General features: G+C 35.2%; 17 protein-coding genes and 2 pseudogenes. 8 read left to right on the top strand and 11 right to left on the bottom strand.

All coding sequences use genetic code 11. From position 1 onward, the window contains the following. Nucleotides 1-232: 232 nt before the first annotated feature. The gene (gene msrB / locus Dongsha4_RS05950) at nt 233-631 is read right to left on the bottom strand and encodes a peptide-methionine (R)-S-oxide reductase MsrB (protein ID WP_330204802.1); all 399 of its coding nucleotides are present in this window, start codon (nt 629-631) and stop codon (nt 233-235) included. A gap of 241 nt (nt 632-872) precedes the next feature. On the opposite strand from msrB, the gene Dongsha4_RS05945 reads away from it, so the two are divergent. From Dongsha4_RS05945 to Dongsha4_RS05930, 4 genes are all read left to right on the top strand, one after another. Further along, the gene (locus Dongsha4_RS05945) at nt 873-1970 is read left to right on the top strand and encodes a glycosyltransferase family 1 protein (RefSeq protein WP_330204801.1); all 1098 of its coding nucleotides are present in this window, start codon (nt 873-875) and stop codon (nt 1968-1970) included. 193 nt (nt 1971-2163) lie between these two features. Further along, nucleotides 2164-2709 (top strand): HAD family hydrolase, encoded by a 546-nt coding sequence (locus tag Dongsha4_RS05940; RefSeq protein WP_330204800.1) that lies wholly within the window; start codon nt 2164-2166, stop codon nt 2707-2709. 66 nt (nt 2710-2775) lie between these two features. Continuing rightward, nucleotides 2776-3165: a hypothetical protein gene (locus Dongsha4_RS05935; RefSeq protein WP_330204799.1), complete on the top strand. Its 390-nt coding sequence runs from the start codon at nt 2776-2778 to the stop codon at nt 3163-3165. Nucleotides 3166-3313: 148 nt separating this feature from the next. Next, complete coding sequence (locus Dongsha4_RS05930) at nt 3314-4663, top strand: hypothetical protein (RefSeq protein ID WP_330204798.1); 1350 nt, start codon at nt 3314-3316, stop codon at nt 4661-4663. An 88-nt stretch (nt 4664-4751) separates the two neighbouring features. Here the strand turns inward: Dongsha4_RS05930 and Dongsha4_RS05925 are convergent, their stop codons facing one another. After that, complete coding sequence (locus tag Dongsha4_RS05925) at nt 4752-5816, bottom strand: mannose-1-phosphate guanylyltransferase (RefSeq protein ID WP_330204797.1); 1065 nt, start codon at nt 5814-5816, stop codon at nt 4752-4754. A gap of 350 nt (nt 5817-6166) precedes the next feature. On the opposite strand from Dongsha4_RS05925, the pseudogene Dongsha4_RS05920 reads away from it, so the two are divergent. Then, a pseudogene (locus Dongsha4_RS05920) lies at nt 6167-6334 on the top strand (transposase); the annotation flags it as partial. Nucleotides 6335-6437: 103 nt separating this feature from the next. On the opposite strand, the gene Dongsha4_RS05915 reads toward Dongsha4_RS05920, so the two are convergent. From Dongsha4_RS05915 to Dongsha4_RS18975, 8 genes and pseudogenes are all read right to left on the bottom strand, one after another. Further along, nucleotides 6438-7469, bottom strand: coding sequence for an AI-2E family transporter (locus tag Dongsha4_RS05915; RefSeq protein WP_330204796.1), 1032 nt, complete (start codon nt 7467-7469; stop codon nt 6438-6440). Between the two features lie 388 nt (nt 7470-7857). After that, complete coding sequence (locus tag Dongsha4_RS05910) at nt 7858-8052, bottom strand: hypothetical protein (protein ID WP_425590791.1); 195 nt, start codon at nt 8050-8052, stop codon at nt 7858-7860. A gap of 62 nt (nt 8053-8114) precedes the next feature. Further along, the gene (locus Dongsha4_RS05905; RefSeq protein ID WP_330204794.1) at nt 8115-9128 is read right to left on the bottom strand and encodes a Dam family site-specific DNA-(adenine-N6)-methyltransferase; all 1014 of its coding nucleotides are present in this window, start codon (nt 9126-9128) and stop codon (nt 8115-8117) included. A gap of 2 nt (nt 9129-9130) precedes the next feature. Next, nucleotides 9131-9994, bottom strand: coding sequence for a type II restriction endonuclease (locus tag Dongsha4_RS05900; RefSeq protein ID WP_330204793.1), 864 nt, complete (start codon nt 9992-9994; stop codon nt 9131-9133). A gap of 28 nt (nt 9995-10022) precedes the next feature. Then, nucleotides 10023-10253, bottom strand: a complete 231-nt coding sequence (locus tag Dongsha4_RS05895; RefSeq protein WP_330204792.1) for a type II toxin-antitoxin system MqsA family antitoxin — start codon at nt 10251-10253, stop codon at nt 10023-10025. Between the two features lie 14 nt (nt 10254-10267). Next, nucleotides 10268-10486: a DUF2283 domain-containing protein gene (locus Dongsha4_RS05890; RefSeq protein WP_330204791.1), complete on the bottom strand. Its 219-nt coding sequence runs from the start codon at nt 10484-10486 to the stop codon at nt 10268-10270. Beyond that, nucleotides 10483-10725 carry a hypothetical protein gene (locus Dongsha4_RS05885; protein ID WP_330204790.1) on the bottom strand — a complete coding sequence of 81 codons (243 nt, stop codon included), beginning with the start codon at nt 10723-10725 and terminating at the stop codon, nt 10483-10485. Before Dongsha4_RS05885 ends, Dongsha4_RS05890 begins: the two co-directional genes overlap by 4 nt. A 68-nt stretch (nt 10726-10793) precedes the next feature. Beyond that, a pseudogene (locus Dongsha4_RS18975) lies at nt 10794-10913 on the bottom strand (zinc finger domain-containing protein); the annotation flags it as partial. 183 nt (nt 10914-11096) lie between these two features. Here Dongsha4_RS18975 and Dongsha4_RS05875 point away from each other — a divergent pair. Then, nucleotides 11097-11678 (top strand): CAP domain-containing protein, encoded by a 582-nt coding sequence (locus Dongsha4_RS05875; RefSeq protein WP_330204788.1) that lies wholly within the window; start codon nt 11097-11099, stop codon nt 11676-11678. 213 nt (nt 11679-11891) lie between these two features. On the opposite strand, the gene ileS is transcribed toward Dongsha4_RS05875, so the two are convergent. After that, a complete protein-coding gene (gene ileS / locus Dongsha4_RS05870) occupies nt 11892-14876 on the bottom strand; it encodes an isoleucine--tRNA ligase (protein ID WP_330204787.1) in 2985 nt (994 codons plus the stop codon). A gap of 455 nt (nt 14877-15331) precedes the next feature. Here ileS and pdxH point away from each other — a divergent pair, with 455 nt between their 5' ends. Together pdxH and Dongsha4_RS05860 are read left to right on the top strand one after the other, a co-directional pair. Next, entirely contained in the window at nt 15332-15976 is a 645-nt protein-coding gene (gene pdxH, locus Dongsha4_RS05865; RefSeq protein WP_330204786.1) for a pyridoxamine 5'-phosphate oxidase, read from the top strand. A gap of 170 nt (nt 15977-16146) precedes the next feature. Further along, nucleotides 16147-24345 carry a choice-of-anchor I family protein gene (locus Dongsha4_RS05860; RefSeq protein ID WP_330204785.1) on the top strand — a complete coding sequence of 2733 codons (8199 nt, stop codon included), beginning with the start codon at nt 16147-16149 and terminating at the stop codon, nt 24343-24345. Nucleotides 24346-24595: the final 250 nt, after the last annotated feature.

Raw genomic sequence — 24595 nt, 5'->3', positions numbered from 1 at the left:
AACCCAACTTGTACAGTTGTGAGTAGTCAATTTTTATCGATGAAATTAAACTAAGGTGATTTTACTCGGATTGGGGGGTAGGGGTTAAGTATATTCAACCCTTACGGTATTAAGTACAAGTTAATGAAACACTATTTTATTGCCTGTTGTCTGTTGTCTATTCCCTTGTATTAATTGCTAATTGCTAATTACTAATTACTAATTGCCCTTAACCCTTATCTTATTTAGAATTTTAGTTTTTGGGTTCAAATTTCAAAGCCGCAGAGTTCATACAATAGCGTTGTCCTGTTGGCTCAGGGCCATCATTGAAAACATGACCTAAATGAGCATCACAAGCATTACATAAAACTTCAGTACGTTTCATGAAGAAGCTAAAATCATTTTTGTAAGCAACACTATCCTCTCTAATTGGTTGCCAAAAACTAGGCCATCCTGTACCAGAATTGTATTTAGTATCAGAAACAAATAATTCATTTCCACAACAAACACATTTATAAATGCCCTTACCTTTAAAGTCGTGATATTCTCCTGTAAAAGCTCTTTCTGTGCCGTGTTTTCTGGTAACTTCAAATTGTTCAGGAGTAAGAATTTCTTTCCACTCTTGTTCTGTTTTTTTTATTTTCTCTACCATAATTTTAAAAGTTGATTTAATGTTAAGATTTGCAAAAAATACCATCTTTATTTTAAAACATGGTTAGTAAAGATAATTATCTTTTAGAGGAAAAGTCTTTGAGCAAGAGATTAAGAGAAATGAGTGAGGATAAAAAATAAACATCAACCAAATTCAAGCTATAAGCCCAAAATACAGCAGAAATTATGATTTTGCCAGAAGTTTAATGATAAGTTTTTGATCTTTTTATCTCTGAGAGTTTATGGAAAAGCCTTTGCTAATTAATTTATCGATGTTGTTGGCAAAACCCACGGGAATAGCCAATTATGTTATCAACATTCTACCTTATTTTGATTCTTTGGAATATACCAGTTTAGTTGCTAAAAAATATTATCAGGAAAATATATACAAAAATCCCTATTTTATTAGTGAAAAATATAGTCCAGATTATGGTAGTAAGGGTCATTTTTTAAGATTATTATGGACTCAATTAAAAGTACCTAATATTTATCAGCAATCAGATAGTAATCTACTTTTTTCTCCTGTGCCAGAAATGCCGTTATTTTCTAAAGTTAAATCAGTAGTAATGGTGCATGACTTAATTCCGTTAAGATTTCCGAAAAAAAATTCTCCTCTTACTCCTTATTTTCGTTATTATATTCCCCAAGTTTGTCAACAAGCAGAGCATATTATTTGCAATTCTAAAGCTACAGCCGATGATATTATTAACTTTTTTGGGATTAGTGCTAGTAAAATTACTCCTATTTATTTAGGTTATAATCCTGAGATGTTTAAAGTTGTTGATAAAATTAAACCTATTACTAAACAACCTTTTTTCCTCTATTTAGGCAGACATGATCCTCATAAAAATGTTGAAAGAATTGTATCTGCTTTTGCTCAATTTAAACATCATAAAGATTATGAATTATGGTTAGCAGGTCCTACGGATCCTCGTTATACACCTTTAATAAAGCAACAAGCAAAAGAGTTAAATATTGCTCATTTGGTTAAGTTTTTAGATTATGTAAAAAGAGAAGATTTACCTATTATTATTAATCAAGCTCAAGCCTTAGTTTTTCCCACTCTATGGGAGGGTTTTGGTTTCCCTGTATTAGAAGCGATCGCATCTGGTACTCCTGTAATTACCTCTAATATCTCTTCTTTACCTGAAGTGGTGGGGGATGCGGGAATTTTAGTAAATCCGTTGGAAGTAAAGGAAATCGCTTCAGCTATGAACTTAATGGCAGAAGATGATAAATTAAGACAACAATTAAGGGAATTAGGCTTAAAACAAGCACAGAAGTTTAGTTGGCAAAAAACCGCCCAAGCTACTATCGAACTTTTGTCTAATGTCAGATAATCAATTATGGGCAAATAAGAATTAGTAATTAAGACAAGGCAATCATTTGAGTTCGGAGTTCAGAGTTAGGGGTTCGGAGTTAAGATAAGAGTAATAATTAACAATTAAAAACACCTAATATCTGCAACTGAAACCTGACACCTAAAACCTTAACTTCAATTATTATTTATCACTTATTAATTATTTAACAATAATGAAAGCCTTATTTTTAGACAGAGATGGAGTTGTCATTGAGTATATACCTTACTTGAGTAAGCCCGAACAAGTAAAAATACCTGAAAACGCGCCATTTGCATTACAACAATGGCAAAATCAAGGGTATCGCTTAGTTATCGTCACAAATCAATCGGGAATTAGTCGAGGTTATTTCACCTTAGAAGAAGTTAGGGCAATACATGAGCAATTAATGGCAGAATATGCTAGTTTTGATGTTTATTTTACGGATATTTTAATTTGTCCTCATCAACCTTCGGATAACTGTCTTTGTCGTAAACCTTCTCCTTTTCTCATTAAAACCTATGCAGAAAATAATGGTATTGATTTAAGTCAGTCTTACTTCATCGGCGATGCCCCTAGCGATATTGAATGTGCCATCAATGCTAAGTGTCAACCCGTGTTACTTTTGACGGGAAGAGGTAGAGAAACATTAACTCATTTATCTCAATATTCCCTTTCTATTCCTGTTTTTGAGCAAATGAAAGATACTATTTCTTTATTAAAGACGTTTGCAGAAAAATGAACTTTTTTGATTCCTTCCCGTCTCTTTATCTAAATACATTCACTCAAAAGTTATCTGATTATTTATATGTTAAAAACTAATACTTTATTTACTTTTTCTAGTCTTTTGCTCTTGACTTTTTCTGGCTTTTCTGTTACCAAAGAAGCGATCGCTCAATCTTCTAATAAATTTAATCGTCAACAGTGTATTCAAAATTTAGTCAAGGATGGTTTAAAAAGCGAAGATGCCTCCGTATGGTGTAATTATAATGAACAATGCTTAGTGCGATCGCAAAAAGAAGGATTACACGCTGAAGCGGCAAAAAGTGTATGTGACTGTACCATTAAAACTTTTAGAAATAAATATACCACACAAAAATTTAGGGAAATAACCAAAAAATCAGAAACTGATAAAAAAATAGCCAATCAATTGAGAGAGGTTGGAGAAATTTGTTTTGAAGAAATATTATTTGAATAATTAACAAATATTTTCTAAGATGGAGAGATAAACTGTAAGTATTGATCTCAAATTGGAGATACTTATTTCCATTTAGCTTATTGGAGAAACCTACACAATAATTTTTATTTCGTGTTGGTAGTTCACAGATATTCTTTCCATAAAATTCATGAATAACGCAGATTATTATGATCAATGTCGGGAAATTCTGACAGATGCCACTAGCAGACTAGGGTTTCCTTTGCAAGATGATAAAATCTGCGAAATCTCTGGCTTAATTACCGAAGTGATGGGAGGAAACTATCGTTGTTTTCACAATTTTGAACATTTGTTAATGTTTAAGGATCAAGAAGACCCTATCATTACTATAGCAGGTTTATTTCATGACCTAATTTATATACAAGTCGATCGTAAAATTCCCTTCAATTTAACTCCTTATTTAGCACCTTTGATTCAAGAAAAAATAGACGGTTTATATATAAAATCTTGTCGAGGTAAAAAAGATAAATATTTAGAAATTATTTTAAAAATATTTGGTTTAAATATCGGAGATAACTTATCAAATTTTCGAGGTTATAATGAATTTTTAAGTGCTTTATGTACAGCTAAAATTTTAGATAATTATTTACCCTTAACTATTATAGTTCGTATCGTAACAATTATTGAATTAACTATTCCTTTTCGACGCTCAGAAAATAACATCTCTGTATCTCAACAACTAGAAAAACGTCTATCTAAAGTCAATCAACAATTTCAATTAGGGTTAAAAAACGATGAAATTATTTTAACAATTATTCAAGGCATTAAATTAGCTAATTTAGATGTTAGCGGTTTTGCTTCAAACAATGTTAAAGATTTTATTAACAATACTTGGTTACTTTTACCAGAAACTAATCATATTTTAAATGATCAAGATCATTATTTAATTAAAGATTGTTGTATTGCCCTGATTAAAACCACGAAATTTATCCAATGTTTATTACCAGAAAGTATTTTCCATTGTTATCAGAATTACCCTAGTTTTGATGTTTATGAATCATTGATTAATAGAAGTAAATATAACTTAAATATTGCTCAATATTATTTTGCGTATCAAATAATTAGTTTAAGTATTTTACAGGCATTTATTTCTCGCTTTACTTTCTCTTTACCATTATCTTTTTTATTTCCTAGCAAATGTAATTTATCTCCAAATAATTCATCTTTTGTTGATTATATTCTTCCCGTTAATAAGAAAAAATTTATCTCTAATTCCGTTGAAGATATAGTAAGTAGTTTAATTAGTGCAGAGTTTCAACCCTCTTTTTTTCCTTATAGTGACTTAAGTAATTTTGTTATGCTTATCTTCAATTATTTAACACTAAAAGATAGCCTAATTTTTATGGATAAATGCTTTTTATTTTTTGAAGGAGAAATATCTCACGATGATTTTTTAAATTTATTCCCCTCCTCTTTAATACAAATAATAGCAGATGCGATCGCACATTGCTTTGATGAGGCGCTTAGTAGCTTTTTTTGACAAAGTAAACGACAACAAATAATGAATAAATTTTCAGTTTATAGTTAATTTTCTCTCAACACCTCAACACTCTAACTTATATAGATATTTATAGGAAATTATCTTTATTTTCTCTTTGTTGCAATAATTTGAGAGCTTTTTTAATATCCTGTGTTTTATTTTTATGGGCAATTAGAGTCGCATTTCCCTCTCTCACAATAACTAAATCTTCTACCCCAATCGTCATGATAATTTCATCAGACTGATTGTTATAAATAATATTATTTTCACTATTTTGATTAAGGGAATCTCCTACCAGAATATTGCTATTTTCTTTCGCTAAAAGTCTTTCTAAAGCATTCCAATCTCCTAAATCATCCCAACCAAATTCAGCCCGAATCACATAGGCTAAATTAGTTTTTTCCATTAAGGCATAGTCAATACTAATTTTTTCTAATTGTGTATAAGCTGACTTTCCTTTCTCCTGTAAGGGTTGTAAAATTTGTGGTGCGTGTTTTTGTAATTCTTCTAACACCACTTCTACGGGAAAAATAAACATTCCACTATTCCAACTATATTTTTGTGTTGCAATAAACTCCGTTGCCGTTTTCTCGTCGGGTTTTTCAGTAAATCGAGTTACTCGATAGTAGGAAATATCATCATCTTCTCCTTGTTTCTCTCCTTGTTCAATATAACCATAACCCGTAGAAGGATAATCAGGTTTAATTCCTAAAGTGATGATACATTGTTTTTCTTGAGCATATTTTATGCCAGTCTCAATGATTTTCTCAAATTGTTCTTGATTCCCTATATAATGATCTGCAGGAAAAAAAGCGGTAATTGCATCTTCACCATAGCGATGCTTAACTTCTAAACTAGCCCATGTGACTGCTGGGGCTGTGTCTTTTGCTGTGGGTTCAACTAAAATGTTATGGGGTGGTAATAAGGGTAACTGCTGTTTCACTCCCTCAGCTAATAACTCTGAGGTAATAACCAGTAAATTTTGCCAACCTCCTGCTAAGTTTAATAGACGATTCGCCGTAGTTTGCAATAAACTCTCACCACTATTATCTAAACACAGAAACTGTTTTGGACGTTTTAAACGACTTAAAGGCCAAAATCTTTCTCCTTTTCCTCCTGCTAAAATAACAGGTATAAATTTGCTATTTTTCATGATTAAAAATGTTTGTTAATTCTATATAAAATCTAAAAATATGTTTGAAAAGTCTTGATGTAGAATATGTCAGTTAATAAGCGCATTCTAATCTTCTTTTTTCGATAAATCAAATGTTTCGCTTAATTCATCTTATGATAATCATGACCATTTTATTTTAACTCTTTTGTGTTAAGTTATAGATTCGATCGCACCTCCCCCCACAAAATGCGATAAATCCTTATCAATTATTAATTACTCAATGATTGTACTGCTTCTAAAATATCATTATTAGTTCCTCCTAAAGAAAAAATAGTTTTGAGCTCAGTACAGGACAAAAAAATAAAGAAAAGGGTTGCAATGTGGGAAGGATGGATAATGCACCAATTCACCGGAAAAATGTAATTAAACAATTAGTAGAAGAATCAGGACACATAATTTTATTTTTGCCAAAATACTCTCAAGATTTAAATGATATTGAACATGATTTTGCCGCATTAAAGAAAATGAGAATGTATGCCCCTTCAGGAACATCTTGAGATGAAATTATCCGTGATTATTGCACAAATTAAATGTAATTCTCTTATTTGAAATTACTATAATTATTATTGCAATGATTTTATTCTGATGTTTATGCTAATTCTAAACTTCTTCTAATTGCCAATTATCCAAAATATCTTTAAATAAAATTTCTTCCATCCACGTTTTTACAACTACAGTAAGAGGTAAAGCTAATAATAATCCTAATAAACCAAAAACCGTAGCAAAGAAAATTTGGGCAAAAAGAGTCACCGCCGGTAACAAAGAAACCTTATCCGCCATCACTTTTGGAGTTAGCCAATAACTCTCAATATTTTGAATAATGAAATACCACACAATAATCGGGATAATTTGCCAAGGAGAATCAACCACTGCAATGGTGATGGGAAAAACAACACTGAGAGTAGGTCCTATATTCGGAATAAAATTTAATAAACCTGCTAAAAGTGCATGAACTAAAACTAATTTTACTTGTAAAAAAAATAAACCTACCCCACTTAAAACCCCAATAAAGATACAATTAATCAATATTCCTCCTAACCAATTTACGATCGCAATTTCTGTTTTGTTTAAAATTTCATCAATACGATAACGATAAAAAGCAGGAAAAACTTTTAATAAATAACGACGGTATTTAAGAGGATTAAGAAGGAAAACAACTGTTAAAACAAAAACAAATATTACCTGAAATGTGACATTAAAAAAATTAGAAAATAAAGCAATAAAATTATTTATAACTTGAGCTGGTAATAAATTGTTATCATTAATTATCTTATTAAGATTATTTAAAAAAGTATCAAAAATTTGGTAATTATCTCCCGTAATGTTTTTCAGTAACTCATTAATTTTAATTGGGACTTTAGGTAAAGCATTAATTAGTAATTGAAATTGATCAATAAAAGGAGGAAAAATTAATAATACTAAAATAAAAATAATAGCCAGAAGACTAAAAACTGTAAAAGAAACAGATTGATAACGACTCCAACCAATATTTTCTAATTTTTTTACTAAACGATTTAAAGCAACTGCAAAAATCATCGCTGAGAAAACGAGAAGAAGTAGATGACGAATTTGCCAAAGAATATACAGGGAAATAACAAAGGCTAAAAACCCCAAAGATTGACCAAAATTCATATTGATAAGCTAACTATTATTTTATAATTATTATTTCTAATTTAGATGAATTATTCTACTGTGTCGATGATTGAACTCCAAAATATCAGCCTGAGTGATAAAAAAACTCTTATCCAATGGTGTTCCCAGAAGTGCGAGAGCCAAAAGTCTTTGTTTGAATGAGATTATGAAGATTATTGTATTAACCTATGCCGCTATAATAATGGGTAAATGAAAATGTAAAGAAATAAATTCAATAGCAAAACTATGGCACGGTGGGGGACATAAAGTAGTCATAAAGCCTATTGAATAAAAGATTAAGCTGTTTTTGTCATTAGGGTGAGAAAATCCCACTTCATTGATTTAGAAATTACCTGATAAGGCTTGTTTACACCGATCAACTAATCTATTATAAATCTGATAAAATCTGTTCATATTGATCATGATCCCCAATCCAAAACCATAAAATACCATCAGATTCATCAACACCTAAAGCCCTATAATTATCAGTAACTCTAACAGCCCATAAAGTTCTAATTATTTTCAACTTTAATGAAGGATGACGATAATTTTCTTTCAATAATTTATATTTTTGATCTGCTATTTTTTGAATTTTTAGGGGTAATTTATAATAGGATTACCAAAAGCTAGAACTGGTATAATGATTTATATTTTCTGGCACTTCCCTTCTTTAAATTCCTGTTTAGCTTGTGCAATCAACTTATTTAATCTTCCCTTATCTAAATCTTCCTCTATTTGTTTATCCCATTGATTATCTCTATATTCATCTATCCAATTAAATAACTCTTTTTGTTCATTACCTAATAAATTAGATAGATGTATAAAATCAGTATTATAATTTGTAATTATAGCTTCTTTGATTGAATTTCTATTAGTTTCTTTTCCACCTACGAAGTAAAAATGATCATAAGTAATGATATTAAACTTAGACCATAATTTATCGATATACTCATTTTTTCGGTAATTATTATGATGCCAAGTTGATAAAATAAAAGGGCTATTTATATTATTTAAACAATTAGACAATTTTTGTTCATCTGTAATATTCCAACTATTATAATAATCAACATTTCTATCTATATAAGGTGGGTCACAATAAATTAAACTATTTAGATCACAATCCTTGATTGTTTTTTCAAAACTTTGATGAATAAAAGTAATATTTTTAGATTTAATAATCTGAGAAATCTTCTCAATTTGATTAACAATTTTTGTTATGTAAGCACGGGCAAATCTCTGAGGTTTTCGGCAAAAAGGTATATTAAATTCTCCTTTTTTATTAAACCGTATCATGCCATTAAAACCTGAGCGATTGAGAAATAAAAAATCTAATGGGCAGTGTTTTTGATTAAATCTATCTCTGATTTTATAGTAGTGATTTTCTCCTATTTCTAGTAGTTGCGCACCCTCATATTCTAGGAATTTACGAACAATACTACTATTAATTATTCCTTCTTGAATAGAAAAATAAAAATTAATCAGATGAGGGTTGTTATCACATAAAATCATATTATGAATATCAACATTAAAACCAACAACTCCAGTACCCATAAAAGGCTCAATCCAGATGCCATCATAATTTTTTGGAATCATAGCTTTAATTATGGGAACTAATTTTGTTTTTATTCCTTGAGATTTTATTGGTGGTATTATAGTCATGATTATAAATTTTTTTTCTTTGGTTTTTGCCTATTAATTAAAGTTTTATCTATGCCCTTAAATTCTAAAAACTCTGTCAGTTTAGTTAGTTTTTTAAACTTCTTTTGATTATTAGAATCAGGAACTTGCAATATTCCTTGATTAATCCAATATTCATCAAATATTTGTTCTCCTAAATTAATAAAAACTCCATTTCCATTTAAAATGTCTTCAATATAATCAACACTACCTATATTAGCTGTATTTCCACTTCCTCCTTTATCACTAGCAATTTTCCATTTTTCTTCCGCAAAAAAGAGTAAATCTTTAATAACAGAAGTTATATTATTAAGTTCTAATAAATTTAAAATTTTTGTTTCATCAATATCTCCTGCTAATGCTCTTGTATATAATATTCCTAGACACAAATGAGCTTGATACTCACTATAAGGATATTGTATATTTTTTTTACTAGAACGATTGCGAAAATACTCTCCATGAGAACCTAAAGTAAAACCATTACAAAATCCCTGATATTCTTTTAAACGATATGTTGTTTTGATGTCAACAGCATATTTTATAGATGAATTTGTTTTAGAAATAAAAGATAAATCTGGATACCAGTTTTGTTTTTCTGCTAAGACAATCTCAAAGTTTATCTTTTCTGCAAATTGTCTAAATTTTGGAAATAATTGTATCTCTAAAATTTTAGAAATAATTTTTGAATCTGAGGAAATAGTGTAAATATTTTGTTCCGTATCAATAAAGCCTTTTATTTTCCAATCACCACTTTTTGTTGAAACATATTCTGTTAAAGTTTGAGCAAATTTTTTTAATTCATGTAAAAATTCTTCTTTTTCTAGTGTCATTTGTTTTTTGATAATCAAATTTAGTTTTTTTTAATAATAGAGTATGTTAGGATGCAAATTTAGCTACTGGTATATTCCTAGTAATTGTGCTCGAATTTCTCAGTTGTTTAATAGCTTCAATTTTTCTCATAGTTTCAGCAGTAAAATAACTTTCTCCACAATCAGGGCAACTTATTAAAGGTATATTTTCAATAATAAAAATTTCTTCATTATTACCATAACTGCGAGAAATATAGCGGATTTTAGCTTTTTCTGAACCACAAAGATCACATTTCATAAAATTTAAGTTTTTTAAGCAGGAACTTTCATAATATTAGAAGGTAATTGATTTAAAATTAATTCATTTAGTTGAACTTTATTACTAGCATTATCAATATCAATCCCGACTAAATTACCGTTTTCATCATAGTCAAGTACAACTCCTTCCGAAATTTCCTGACTATCAATACTTGGTTTATCCGATAAATGAATATATAAAGAATCGGTATCAGGATAATAGTTAATTTTCATAGTTTAAATCTCCTATCGGGAAAAGCATTATGAATAGTTGTTTTATCTTCTAACGTTATTACTCGCAAAATTTTATTATCAAATTCTGGAATTATACCCCAAAAACGAAATCGATTATTTTCTTGTGGTTCACATTTTAACGGATTTTTGATAACACGAATACACCATTCTTTTTTGAGATAAGGACGTTTTAATAAAACATCATTTTCAAAGTATTGTGTAAATTTATATTCAGTCATTTACTTATTTTTGTCATAATAAATGGAGAAATATTAAGTTAGTTTATTCCTCCATCTTAACTAATAAATTAGAAATTACCCGTTAAGGCTTCCTTACACCGATCGCAAATTAAAGGTTCATCGCTAAAAGTACCCACTGTGGTAGAATAATTCCAGCATCGATCGCACTTATGACCATCCGCATTAACAACGGCAATCTTTAAATCAGTCTCCTCAAGCTGAATATCGCCAAGATATTGACTGACACTTAAAGCCGATAATATATCTAACCTCTTTATTACTTTTGTTGTGGCGACACTATCATACAAATCGTTATTACTAGCAAATATAGATTTATACTGTATATAGTTTATTATTGTTATCGCAGAAATATGAGATATTCTTCTTCTAAATTTAAGAAATTCAAGTGGCAATATTTAATTACAATTTTTGTTGTTTTACTTACTTATGGTAGAGATGAAGTTTATTTTTTTAACGGCTTAGGAGGTGAAAATTGGACAATAGGTTTTGCTAAAGCAAATATTGGCAATAGTTTACCTGGCAGAAGTTTAACAGAATTGTCAGATTTTGCCCTTATGTTAGTCAATAGAGATAGACAACTTAATGGATTATCACCTTTAGAAAAAGATTCATTAATAACAAAAACTGCTCAACTTCATGCAGAAGATATGGCAAAAAGAAATTATTTTAGTCATGGAACACCTGAAGGATTATCCCCGACAGATCGTTATGTTAAACTAGGAGGATTAAATGGAATTGGTGAAAATATCGTTTTTAGAGAAGGAGGTGCATCCAGACTAAGCTATGCCATAGTTGAGGTGTTTCAACGGAGTTTAATGTATAGTGATGGTCATAGACAAAATCTTTTAAATCCTAACTATACTAAATTTGGATATGGCATTGCAGTTGATCCGTTGTCTCGAAAAATATATGCTGTTCAGAACTTTCAATAATTATAGAGGAATTTGTCAAAAAATTTTATCCTATATTGCTCGTCAATAGACTATAAGTATTTTAAAAATTGTAAGGGATAATTTATAATAGGATTACCAAAAAGTAGAACTAATATAATCAGTTATATTTTCTAGCATTTTACTTCTTTATTAGGTTTGTCAGATAAATAAATATATAATAATGGGGATGTAAATCCCCAAGAAATTAATAAATTAGAAATTACCTGTTAAGGCTTCCTTACACCTGTCGCAGATCAAAGGTTCATCACTAAAAGTACCCACTGTGGTAGAATAATTCCAGCATCGATCGCACTTATGACCATCGGCATTAACTACGGCAATCTTTAAAGTCGTCTCCTCAAGCTGAATATCGCCGAGATATTGACTGACACTTAAAGCCGATTCATCCGTTACTAACTCCACTTGCGACACAAGGAGAAGATAACGCAACTCATCAACCCTGTTACCATCATTCACCCCATCGCTAGGATTTAGACTGGTTAAGGTTTCTATCAACTTGCCAGTGGTGTCATACATCAACACTTTAGCTTCTAAGGATGCACCGATCGCCTTTTGATTACGAGCATCATCTAATACCTTATTCACCCCCGTACGAATCTTGCGTAATTCCGCCCATTTTTGAGCAAATTCGGGGCTTTGTACCCACTCAGACTCTAATTTAACCCAACCGCCTTCAAACACAGAATTATAGGGCTTCTCATAGGGCAGATTTTGCCAAATATCCTCCGCCATGTGACATAAAACAGGCGCGATCGCCCTTGCTAGATTTTCGAGAATGATTGCCATGACAGTTTGACAACTGCGACGACGAGGAGAATTAGGATCAGAAATATAGAGTCTATCCTTAGCAATATCAAGGTAAAAATTAGAGAGATCAACTACACAGAAATTTTGTACTTTTTGGAAAAATTTAAAGAATTGATAACTCTCAAAAGCCTCAGTAATTTCACTAAAAACTAAATGGGTTTCGTGGAGAATATACTTATCTAATTCGGGCAAATTTTCATAACTAACTGCATCTTTTTTCGGATCAAAATCATGCAAATTACCAATTAAAAAACGGGCAGTATTGCGAATTTTGCGGTAAACGTCTGCAAGTTGTTTGATGATATTATCACCGATGCGCACATCCCCAGAGTAATCCGTAGAAGACACCCATAAACGCAGTACATCAGCACCATAGGGCGGTTGTTGTTTCTGATTTTTGCCACCATTGATGATAAGATTCGGATCAACAACGTTACCCAAAGATTTACTCATCTTCATGCCCTTTTCATCCAAGACGAAACCATGAGTTAACACAGTTTTATAAGGAGCAATGCCGTTAACTGCTACACTGGTTAATAAGCTCGACTGAAACCATCCCCGATGTTGATCAGAACCTTCCAAATATAAGTCCACAGGGTATTTCAACTCCTCTCGTTGATTGGCAACCGCCGCCCAAGATGAACCAGAATCGAACCATACATCCATCGTATCCATCCCTTTACGGTAGATTTTGCCGTTGTTGCGATAACTTTCAGGTAACAATTCCTCTACCGACAACTCCCACCAAGCATCCGAGCCTTTTTCCCTGATAATATCTCTAACGTGGTTAATCGTCTCCTCATTCAATAATGGTTCATTTGTTTCCTCATCGTAAAACACGGGAATCGGTAAACCCCAACTGCGTTGACGAGAAATACACCAGTCACTGCGATCGCCTACCATTGGAGTAATACGATTTTCTCCTTGAGAGGGAATCCACTTAACCTCTTTAATTGCCTTCAATGCCAAATCACGGAAACCATCAACAGAGGCGAACCATTGCTCTGTAGCACGGAAAATAGTTGGTTTTTTTGTGCGCCAATCGTAGGGATATTTATGGGCGTAGGCTTCTTCTTTTAATAAACTACCTTTTGCGGTTAAAGCGTCAATTATCGCCTGATTTGCGTCTTTTAATACATTTAAACCCTGAAATTCTCCAGCTTCCTCCGTAAAGTTACCTTTATCATCCACTGGAGAAAGAATAGGTAAGTGATATTTTTGTCCTGTCATATAGTCTTCCAAACCATGACCGGGGGCAGTGTGTACTAATCCAGTACCAGATTCGGTGGTAATATAATCCCCGCCAATGACTACTGGACTTTCTCTGTCAAAGAGGGGATGCTTATATGTGGATAATTCTAACTCTTCCCCTTTGATAATGGTTTTGATGGTTAACTCACAACCGAGGGTATTGCCTAAACTTTCTACTAAATCTTTAGCAACAATCAAATATTTCTCCCCCCTTATTAAGGGGGGTTGGGGGGGATCATTTTCTCCTTTTAAGGTAGGTTGGGAGGGTTCATTCTCTGCATCATTCCCCCCTTGCGAAGGGGGGTTAGGGGGGATCATTTCCACTACTGCATAATCTAAATGCCCATTGACAGCAACGGCGAGATTACCGGGGATTGTCCAAGGCGTTGTCGTCCAGATAGCTACAGCGAGATTGGGCATAAATTCTGCTAAATTTGACGCTTTTTCGGTTAATTTGATGATAGGAAAACTAGCGTAGATACTGCGAGAAGTATGTCCTTCAGGATATTCTAACTCAGCTTCCGCTAAAGCGGTTTGCGAACTAGGACTCCAATGGACTGGTTTTAAGCCTCTATAAATATAGCCATTTAATGCCATTTTGCCAAATACTTCGATTTGGGCGGCTTCGTATTCGGGTAATAAGGTTAAATAGGGGTTTTCCCAATCACCCCAGATGCCATAACGTTTAAACCCTTCTGCTTGTTCTTGTTGGGCTTTGAGAGCGAAATCACGGGCTTTGTGACGGAGGGTAATGGGGGTTAAGGCTTCTCTTTCTTTCTGTTTTAAACTCTGTAATACTTTAAGCTCGATCGGCAGTCCGTGACAATCCCACCCCGGTACATAGCGAACTTTATGACCTTGTAATAACTTATATTTATTGATAATATCTTTGAGAACTTTATTTAAAGCATGACCCATGTGTAAGCTACCATTAGCGTAAGGAGGTCCATCATGAAGGATAAAAAGGTCTTTAGGATTGTTTTGCCCTAATTTCTCATAAACCTGCTCTTTTGCCCAAAATTCCTGCAATTCTGGCTCTTTTTTGACAGCATTGGCTCTCATGTCAAAGCCTGTTTTTGGTAAATTTACTGTATCTTTATAATTTTTCTGTTCAGTCATAGCGAGGGAAATTAATTAATATAATATTTTCACATTCTGTTATTGTATTGCGAACTAGGCTCATCTCTCAATCATCTAAGGGTAAAACGGGTATCTTGCCTGTAAAAGATTGAAATAACCCTCTGTCAAATTCCGAATCAGCTATCAAAAAATAGAAACAATTATCCTGTAGGAAAATATCATTTAGAACTATGTGCGATCGATAATAAATTATTTAATCTTTTCATAATCCTGATGAATTTATCATTTTTAAACACGATTTTATTAACCTAAATAAGATTAATCGTTCAATCATCTTCACTATTTTCTTTAAACTTTTTTCAAGTATTTACTTATTTTTTTTCTTCTATTTTTTCCCACAGATTATTTCTTCAAGCAATTTTCATTCGTCCTTTGCCCCTTATTCTGCATTAGTGGGATAATGAAATTAAGAGAAAGTTTTGTTATAAAATATCATGGATCTTGCAAACTTAAGAAACGAATATACCCTCAATGGTTTACAAAGAAAACAACTACAAGAAGATCCTTTTAAACAGTTTGAATTATGGTTTCAACAAGCCTGTGATGCTGATTTGCCAGAACCTAATGCGATGAATTTAGCAACTGTTTCTTCAGAAGGACAACCGACCCAAAGAATAGTTCTGTTAAAATATTTTGATAGAAGGGGATTTGTTTTTTTTACCAACTATGGAAGTAGGAAAGCCCTTCAAATCAATAGTAATAATCAAGTTTCCCTATTGTTTTTTTGGATAGGTTTACAGCGTCAAGTGCAAATTTGCGGTAGTGCTGAAAAAATTTCCACGATAGAATCTCTAAAATACTTTACAACTCGTCCTCGTGGTAGTCAAATTGGTGCATGGTGTTCTCAGCAAAGTAGTATCATTTCTTCTCGAAAAATATTAGAGTTACAGTTTGAGCAAATTAAACAGAAATTTCATAATCAAGAAATTCCCCTTCCTGCTTCTTGGGGAGGTTATCGGGTAGTGCCGAATAGTTTTGAATTTTGGCAAGGGCGAGAAAACAGACTTCACGATCGCTTCTATTATACTAAACTAGACAATAATGAGAATGATTGGGAAATTAGGAGATTAGCCCCGTAAATTTTGATTTTTACTGCCATTGTTTGTTTTTTAATTATTTTTCCCCATGAATTTATCCATGTCTTAACTATCCATTAACTTTTACTTAATATCTTCTGGTTACTCTATAGGGTGATCTGTCTTTATTTTGAAGGATTTGATCATTCTCAGTACCAAGATTAAGGATATTTATGGAAGCTGGAAATTTTAACCGTATTGCGTCTTTTGTGGTCGCTAGTCAGATTGATCCCAACAGTAATACCGATCTGGAAACTGCCGCCGAAATTGTTGCTAACAGTACTGATGGCAATACTCTTATCTATTCTAATTCTCCTCAAGGAACAGTGGGATTTGTGGACATTACCGATCCGTCCAATCCACAGCCCCTCGGAGAAGTTAATGTTGATGGAGAACCCACTAGCGTTATTGTAAAGGGAAATTACGCCCTCGTTGCTGTCAACACGAGCGAGAGCTTTGTAAATCCTTCAGGAGAGCTTTTAGCAGTGGACATCTCCTCTCAGGTGATTGTCAATAGATGGGGTTTGGGAGGACAACCAGATTCGATCGCGCTTAGTCCAGATGGTAACTATGCAGTAATTGCGATCGAAAACGAAAGAGATGAAGATTTAGGGGATGGTGGATTACCTCAATTACCAGCAGGTTTTGTGGTTATTGTCGATACTTCCAGTAATAATCTTATTGACTGGACACCAAGCGTAGTTCCCGTAACTGGTCTTGAAGGTTTGACCGTTCCAGAAGACCCCGAACCTGAATTTGTGGACATTAGTAGTGATAATATTGCGGCTATTACCCTTCAGGAAAACAACGCCATTGTATTGATTGATCTAGCAACGGCCACTGTTATTAGAAGTTTCTCTACTGGTTCTGTTAATTTGACCAATATTGACACCGTAGAAGATGACATTATCAATCAAACTTCTTCTCTCAACAATGTTCCCCGTGAACCCGATGGCATTACCTTCATTGGTACACAATACATTGCCACTGCCGATGAAGGAGATTGGAATGGCGGTAGTCGTGGCTTCACCATTTATGACTTAGAAGGCAATATTGTTTATACCTCTGGGAATGAGTTAGAACACATTGTTGCTAGTATTGGTCATTACCCAGAAGCACGTTCTGAGAATAAGGGTAACGAGTCTGAAAATATTGAATATGCTACCTACAATGGTACAGATTATTTATTCATCAACTCCGAACGCTCTAGTGTCGTTTTCGTGTACAACGTTAATGATCCCACAAATCCCCAATTTGTTCAAGTTCTACCAGCAGGAGTAGCTCCCGAAGGGGGAAAAGCTATCCCTGAGAGAAATCTTTTTGTTGCGGCTTCTGAAGCTGATTCCCGTGGTGATGTAATTCGCTCGGTGATCAATATTTATGAATATTCAAATGCCCCTGCCTCTTACCCTGATATTCAATCAACCATGGAAGAAAATGGTATTCCCATTCCTTGGGGTGCGATGTCTGGTTTAGCGGCAGGATCTGATAATACCCTTTATGCCGTCGAAGATAGCTTCTATAAATCAAATCGTTTCTTTGAAATTGATACTTCTACCACACCAGCGACATTAACCACCGCAACAACCATCAAAGACACTAATGGTATTTTTGCCGCTTTACGACCTGATCTAGTTAACCCTGACAACACTGTTAACATCGATCCCGAAGGCATTGCCGCCACAGGAGACGGTTATCTCTGGATTGCCTCTGAAGGTGCAGGTGCAGCAGGAGAAGCTGGACAAATTCTTAACTATTTGTTCAAAGTCGAAGCCAACACAGGAAATATAGAAGAGGTTGTCACCCTTCCTGATGACATCAACGCTAAACAAATCCGCTTCGGTTTAGAAGGTGTTGCTTATGATGATGGTAAACTCGTAACCATTCTTCAACGGGCTTGGACAGGTGATCCTAATCCTCGTGTTTTGGTTTATGATACCAATACCTCTGAATGGGTAGGTGATTATTTCTATCCCCTCGATGCGGTTGAGTCTCAAAATGGCGGTTGGGTTGGTCTTTCCGATATTTCCCCCCTCGGTAATGGTAACTTTCTTATCATAGAAAGAGATAATCAAGGTGGTCCTGATGCGGCGGTTAAACGCTTATATTCCATTAATCTCTCCGAAGCAGAAAATGGTGATACCCTTGAGAAACAGTTTGTTAGGGATTTAATTCCTGCCTTTACTGCAACTGGTGGTTTAATGCCCGAAAAACTCGAAGGTTTAGCCGTTACTGACGATGCCATTTGGGTAATTAACGATAATGATGGCGTTGATGATAACAGTGGCGAAACTCAACTTGTCAAATTAGACTTTGGTACAAGAATTGGTGAAACCACTGCATTAATTCCTCAAGCAGGTACTTCCACTGCACCTGAACATTTACTCGATGGTGGAAGCGGAGACACTGATTTTCCTTACGGAACTTTTAAAGCCTTAGCAACAATAGGTGAAATTGATCCTAACACTGGTCGTGTTTTAACGGGTTATCCCGATGGTCAAGCCGCTTGGTTGTTGGATGAAGATACTGTAAGAGTGGTTTATCAATCCGAATCCTATGGTACTCTCTCCAATGAGACTTATCCTTGGGTAATGAGTAATGGAGCAACTTTTACGGGTTCTCATATCCACACCATTGATTATAACCGTGAAGGTTTCGCCAATTTCCTTAACAATGACAGTGCCGCTAGTGAAATGTTTGAGGGTTCTGGAAATCTATTCAATGTTGTTTATAACGTCTTTGGTGAAATCGTTGATGGTAAAAATACCGATCAGAGTGATTTAAGTGCTAAATGGGGCAACCAGACTGGTGCGGATGGAACGGTTTATGAGTTTATCGAACCTCTACAATTAACCCAAGCGGATTGGTTCTTCCACTCCTTCTGTGGTGCTTACTACGAACCTGCCTATAAATATGGTGAAGGCATCGGCTTTGAAGATGATGTGTGGTTCATGGCTGAAGAGTGGAACATCGGTGCTATGTTTGATGGTGGTGAGGAATTTTTCATCAACAGCACTATGGGCTTGGCTTCTATGGTGGTGGACATTGCCAATGAAACTGCCTACACTGTACCTGCTTTGGGTCAATCAGGCTATGAGAAAATTCTACCCATCAACTCTGGTCACGAAGACTATGTAGTTCTCGTTATGTCGGGTTATAACTTAGAAGTTGAACCTGCACCTCTACGCATCTACATTGGTAAAAAAGATATGGATGCTTCTGGTAACGTCATTGACTATGGCACTGCATCAGAGCGAGACGCTTTTCTAGCTCGTAATGGTTTGTTATTTGGTCAACTCTATGGTATGGCGGCTACCCCTGAAACCTATGCGGCTTTAGGTATTACCGAAGTTGATGCTGACACCGAAATGCTTAATGCTTATGCTACCAACGGAGATGCACCCGATAACTTCAGCGTTCGCTACTACGCTACTAGCTATCAGTGGGATGGTTTTGATACTCCCGAAAATGCTGGAGAAACCGATGTCTATAAGTGGTTGCAAGACGGTGATAATGGTGAACCAAATGAACAGCCAGATGGCTACACCTTCTTTAACGGTGACAGTAAAGTTGAACATCCTGCGGTAGATCCCGATATTAATAACTCTCGCTATGTAATTAACTTAACCGATGCTAGTACCATTCTCGGTATTGACTTTAGCAACATTGTTAACGACTTAGAAAATGATCTTGATGGTAACGGATTACCAGATTATTTATCCGCCGATGTAACCCGTGTTGTTGCAGGGGTTGATGGTGCATTAACTTTAGAAACCAATGGTAAGGGTTTAGGACACCAGAGCGATGATCTCAATCCTGATGGAACTTTAACTCATGCTATTCACATCGAAGCAGGAGAAGCTCGGTTAAATCAACCTGATGGTCTTCAGTGGGTTAAAACCTCTGATGGTGACTATCTCATTTTAGACGAAGACTCTGGTAACGATGCAGGGGAAAGAAAAATGATCCTGCCTATTGATTCAGAGGATTTGCAACTAAGTGAACCAAATACGGGCTATTTTCTAGCTTCAGCAGGTGGTAGTGATAACCCTCGTGGATTGGCAGGTGTTGCGGCTATCCCCGGTACTTTTACCCGTGCCACAAGCTCTGAGTTTTCTGGTACTTGGAACGTAACTCCTTTGGTTGCCAGAAAAGAAGATGGTAGTTTCTACACTCAGGAGGAAATTGCAGGAACGGGAGCTCAAGAAATCATCAATAATGTGCCTCTCCGTGAACAAACTTTTATCGGTGTTGTGCAACACAGTGGTGAGTCTGGCGGTATTGTTGCTGAACGTCAAGGGGATCAAGGTGGTCAAATCTTCATGTTTGATGTTGATATACCTAGTCCTATTGTTGAAGTTCCGGGTTCTGGTATCCTTAGTCTAAATTTAGTGGGAACTTATGCCACTGGCCAGTTTGATGAGAGTGCGGCGGAAATTCCTGCGTTTGATCCTTCCACCAACCGTTTGTTTGTAGTCAATGCTCAAGCCGTAACCGTTGATGTTTTAGATCTTTCTGATCCTAGTAATCCCGTTAAAATTGGTGCGATCGATGCTTCTGCTTTAGGTGGTGTAGCTAATAGTGTTGCCGTTAAAAATGGTATAGTTGCGATCGCCCTTGAAGCTAATGTAAAAACCGATAATGGTAGTGTTGCTTTCTTTAACAGTGACAGTGATTTCAGTAACCCTGTTAACCCAATTAATACGGTGACAGTTGGGGCATTACCTGACATGGTGACATTTAGCCCAGACGGAATGAAAGTATTAACGGCTAATGAGGGTGAACCCAATGACGATTACAGCGTTGATCCAGAAGGTTCTATTAGTGTCATTGACATTAGTACGGGAGTGGAAAATGCTACTGTTACCAATGCCACTTTCAACGCCTTTACTGCTCAAAAAGATGCTTTAATTGCTCAGGGTGTCCGCATTTTCGGTTTAAACGCTAGTGTATCTCAAGATTTAGAACCCGAATATATCGCCATTTCTGCTGATTCTCAGACTGCCTACGTTACATTGCAGGAAAACAATGCGTTAGCAGTTGTTGACATTGCTACTGGTACGGTTTCAGGTATTGTACCTTTAGGATTCAAAAATCATAGTCTTGCAGGTAATGGTCTTGATGCTAGTAACCGTGACGGCTTCATCAATATTGAAAACTGGCCCATCTTTGGAATGTATCAGCCAGATGCGATCGCATCTTATGAAGTGAATGGTCAAACCTACTTAGTTACTGCTAACGAGGGAGACGCAAGAATCCGTCCTGATGGGGATTTAGAAGATGATCAGGGTAACGTTATCCTTGAGGAAGGAGAAGTTTTCAACGAAGAAAACCGAATCGGTGATTTAACGTTAGATCCTATTGCCTTCCCCAATGCTGGAAGATTACAACAAGATGAGCAATTAGGTCGCTTAAACGTTACCAATACTTTAGGGGATATTGACGGCGATGGAGAATATGAAGAACTTTATGCTTATGGTGCAAGATCCTTCTCTATCTGGGATAGCAACGGTAACTTAGTCTTTGATAGTGGTGATGATTTCGAGCAAATTGTGGCACAAAACATTCCCGAATACTTCAACTCCACTAACGATGATAACGATTCCTTTGATAACCGTTCTGACGATAAAGGACCTGAACCCGAAGGAGTAACAATCGGCGAGGTAAATGGTGTTCCCTATGCCTTCATCGGTTTAGAAAGAGTAGGCGGTGTGATGGTTTATGATATTAGCGATCCTACTAATGCTCAATTCGTTCAATATATGAATAATCGTGACTTTACCGTTGACGCTCAATTAGAAGACGGTTCATCTAACCCAGATGCAGGAGATTTAGGACCAGAAGGTTTAGTGTTTATCAGTGCTGAAGATAGTCCTAATGGTATTCCTTTATTAGTAGTATCTAACGAAATTAGTGGATCAACAAGCATCTATGAAATAAATGCAATTACTCCTGAGCCTTTCACTTTACAACTACTTCACGCTTCGGATCAAGAAGCAGGTATCCCCGCTTTACAAGATGCGATCGGATTTTCTGCGGTCTTAAATGCCTTAGATGCACAGTATGAGAACACCTTGAAACTATCTTCAGGGGATTTATTCATTGCAGGACCTTTCTTCAATGCTAGTCAAGACATTTATGGTCGTCAAGGTATCGCCGATATTCTCATTCAAAATGAATTAGGTTGGGATGCGGCTGCCGTTGGTAATCATGAATTTGACGCTGGAACTTCCGCTTTCTATAATGCGATCGCACCTAATGCCAATATTCAAGGTACAGGTATTGATCCTAACACTGGTTTCACTGGTGCGAATTTCCCTTATTTAGCAACTAATCTTGACTATTCTACTGATAGTTCTAACCTCAAAGATTTAGTAGTACCAGCAGGAGAAGCCCCTAAACCCGCTAGTTTAACTCAAAGCGTGGTAGTGGATGTAAACGGAGAGCAAATTGGTGTAATCGGTGCAGTAGTGCCTTATTTACCGCAAATTGCGAATATTGGTGGCATTACCATGTTAACTAATCCCAATAGCCGTGATATTGAAACTAATGCCGAGTTAATCGCTCAAAGTGTCCAACCTTTCGTAGATGATTTAGTCGAGCAAGGTATCAACAAAATTGTTGTGATGACTCATTTACAACAGTTCGAGATTGAACAAGCCTTAGCTTCTAAATTACGTCATGTGGATATTTTAATGGGTGGCGGTTCTCACCGTGTTATGGCAAATAATGATGATACCCTTCGTCAAGACGAAACCCAAACTCCTCCTGAGTTATTACAGCCCTATCCCCAAGTTTTCCAAGATGCTGACGGTAACGATATTTACTTAGTCAACACTGCCGCTAACTATCGTTATGTAGGACAGTTAATCGTTGATTTTGACGCAGAAGGAAATATTATCAGTGTTGGTGATGAAAGTGGTGCTTTTGCTACGGACATCGCAGGAGTCGATCGCCTCTATACTGCTGATATTACTACTTTTGAACAAGTAAAAGCCGTTGCAGATCCTGAAGTAGTGGAAATTGTGGACGGAGTAGGTAACTTCATTAACGGCAAAGATGGCAACATCTTCGGTAATACTGAAGTTTGGCTCAACGGTTTACGCTCTAGTGTCCGCACAGAAGAAACCAACCTCGGTAACTTAACTGCTGATGCTAACCTCTGGTATGCGGAACAATATGGCTTAGAAATTGATATTTCCGTGAAAAACGGTGGTGGTATCAGAGATCAAATCGGTGTTTCTTTCATCGATGGTGGTACAAACGAGTTAATCCAGTTGCCTCCCCAAGCTAATCCTGCGGTGGGTAAAGAAGAAGGAGATGTTTCTCAATTAGATATAGAAAATTCTCTCCGCTTCGATAATAAGCTCTCCGTTGCTGATATTTCCGCTCAGGGTATCAAAGACTTAGCAGAACATCTTGTGGCACAATGGGCAGAAGGAGCAACCCCCGGACAGTTTGGTCAAATTGGTGGCTTTAGTTTCAGTTTCGATCCTGATAATACCCCCATTGAGTTTACCAGAGATGAAAATGGTGATGCTACTGGTGTGGAAACTCCTGGTGCAAGAATCCAAAACCTTGTTTTAAACCGTGAAGATGGTACTCAAGAAGCAATTGTGGTTGATGGGGAGTTAGTAGTTGATCCTAGCACTACCTACAAAATGGTTATTCTTGATTTCTTAGCTGGTGGTGGTGACGGTTATCCTGCTTTCTACTTTGAAAATGTAGTCAGACTTGATAGCTTAAATCCAGATAGCTTACCTAATAATTCAGATCTACCTATTGCAGGAGAGCAAGATGCTTTAGCGGAATACTTAGCCGAGTTTTTCCCAGATGGTTCTCAACCCTTTAATCAAGTTGATACCCCCATCGAAGAAGATACTCGCATTCAAAATCTTAACTTCCGTGAAGACACAATAATAGCTGATCCTACTGATCCTTTATTGGATACCACTATTTATCGTTTCCGTACAGGTGAAGGAACTTACATCTATGTAGAGAACGAAGAAAGACAACGTATCTTACAAGGTGGTTTTAACTTCACCGAAGAAGGAGAAGCCTTCAAAGTCGCATTAGAAGACGGAGAAAACTTAGAACCCATTTACCGTTTCCGTAACAATGACCTTGGAGGAGCTTATCTGTATGTAGGAGAAGAAGAGCGTCAAAGCATCAGACAAAACTTCACGAACTTTATCGAAGAAGGTTTAGCATTCTATACCTATGGTGCAGATGCCCAACAAGCTGATGATATTTTCCGTTTCCAAACTCAACCCGGAGGATACATCTTTGTAGATAATGCAGAACGTCAAAGTATCTTACAAGGTGGTTTTAACTTCACAGAAGAAGGAACTGCTTTTGAGGCGTTAGTATAATCTCGACAGAAGAAAACATCCTTAAATTTTAGTTTGATATTGGTGGGTCATGCCCACCTTTTTTTATGAATAAAAATCACCATATATTATTTTTATATATAAAAATTTCCAGTACCTTTATCAAAAAAATATTAATTATAAATTATCTTTTGTTTAAGAATAAATTAAGTATTTAAACATAAAAATAAAATATAAAAAAATTTAAAAAAGTTATATACTATTGCTGAAGGCTTAATCTTCATAAAAAGTA

This window comes from Cyanobacterium sp. Dongsha4, from assembly GCF_036345015.1.
In the GTDB taxonomy this organism is placed as follows: domain Bacteria; phylum Cyanobacteriota; class Cyanobacteriia; order Cyanobacteriales; family Cyanobacteriaceae; genus PCC-10605.
The sequence above is the reverse complement of the archived record's forward strand: the minus strand, read 5'-3'. Positions and strand labels throughout refer to the sequence as shown.

Coding starts and splice junctions, on each gene's coding strand:
- Dongsha4_RS05940 (WP_330204800.1), top strand. CDS start 2,164: ATGAAAGCCTTATTTTTAGACAGAGATGGAGTTGTCATTGAGTATATA.
- msrB (WP_330204802.1), bottom strand. CDS start 631: ATGGTAGAGAAAATAAAAAAAACAGAACAAGAGTGGAAAGAAATTCTT.
- ileS (WP_330204787.1), bottom strand. CDS start 14,876: ATGACTGAACAGAAAAATTATAAAGATACAGTAAATTTACCAAAAACA.
- Dongsha4_RS05875 (WP_330204788.1), top strand. CDS start 11,097: ATGAGATATTCTTCTTCTAAATTTAAGAAATTCAAGTGGCAATATTTA.
- Dongsha4_RS05905 (WP_330204794.1), bottom strand. CDS start 9,128: ATGACTATAATACCACCAATAAAATCTCAAGGAATAAAAACAAAATTA.
- Dongsha4_RS05890 (WP_330204791.1), bottom strand. CDS start 10,486: ATGAAAATTAACTATTATCCTGATACCGATTCTTTATATATTCATTTA.
- Dongsha4_RS05860 (WP_330204785.1), top strand. CDS start 16,147: ATGGAAGCTGGAAATTTTAACCGTATTGCGTCTTTTGTGGTCGCTAGT.
- Dongsha4_RS05915 (WP_330204796.1), bottom strand. CDS start 7,469: ATGAATTTTGGTCAATCTTTGGGGTTTTTAGCCTTTGTTATTTCCCTG.
- Dongsha4_RS05930 (WP_330204798.1), top strand. CDS start 3,314: ATGAATAACGCAGATTATTATGATCAATGTCGGGAAATTCTGACAGAT.
- Dongsha4_RS05885 (WP_330204790.1), bottom strand. CDS start 10,725: ATGACTGAATATAAATTTACACAATACTTTGAAAATGATGTTTTATTA.
- Dongsha4_RS05925 (WP_330204797.1), bottom strand. CDS start 5,816: ATGAAAAATAGCAAATTTATACCTGTTATTTTAGCAGGAGGAAAAGGA.
- Dongsha4_RS05935 (WP_330204799.1), top strand. CDS start 2,776: ATGTTAAAAACTAATACTTTATTTACTTTTTCTAGTCTTTTGCTCTTG.
- pdxH (WP_330204786.1), top strand. CDS start 15,332: ATGGATCTTGCAAACTTAAGAAACGAATATACCCTCAATGGTTTACAA.
- Dongsha4_RS05895 (WP_330204792.1), bottom strand. CDS start 10,253: ATGAAATGTGATCTTTGTGGTTCAGAAAAAGCTAAAATCCGCTATATT.
- Dongsha4_RS05945 (WP_330204801.1), top strand. CDS start 873: ATGGAAAAGCCTTTGCTAATTAATTTATCGATGTTGTTGGCAAAACCC.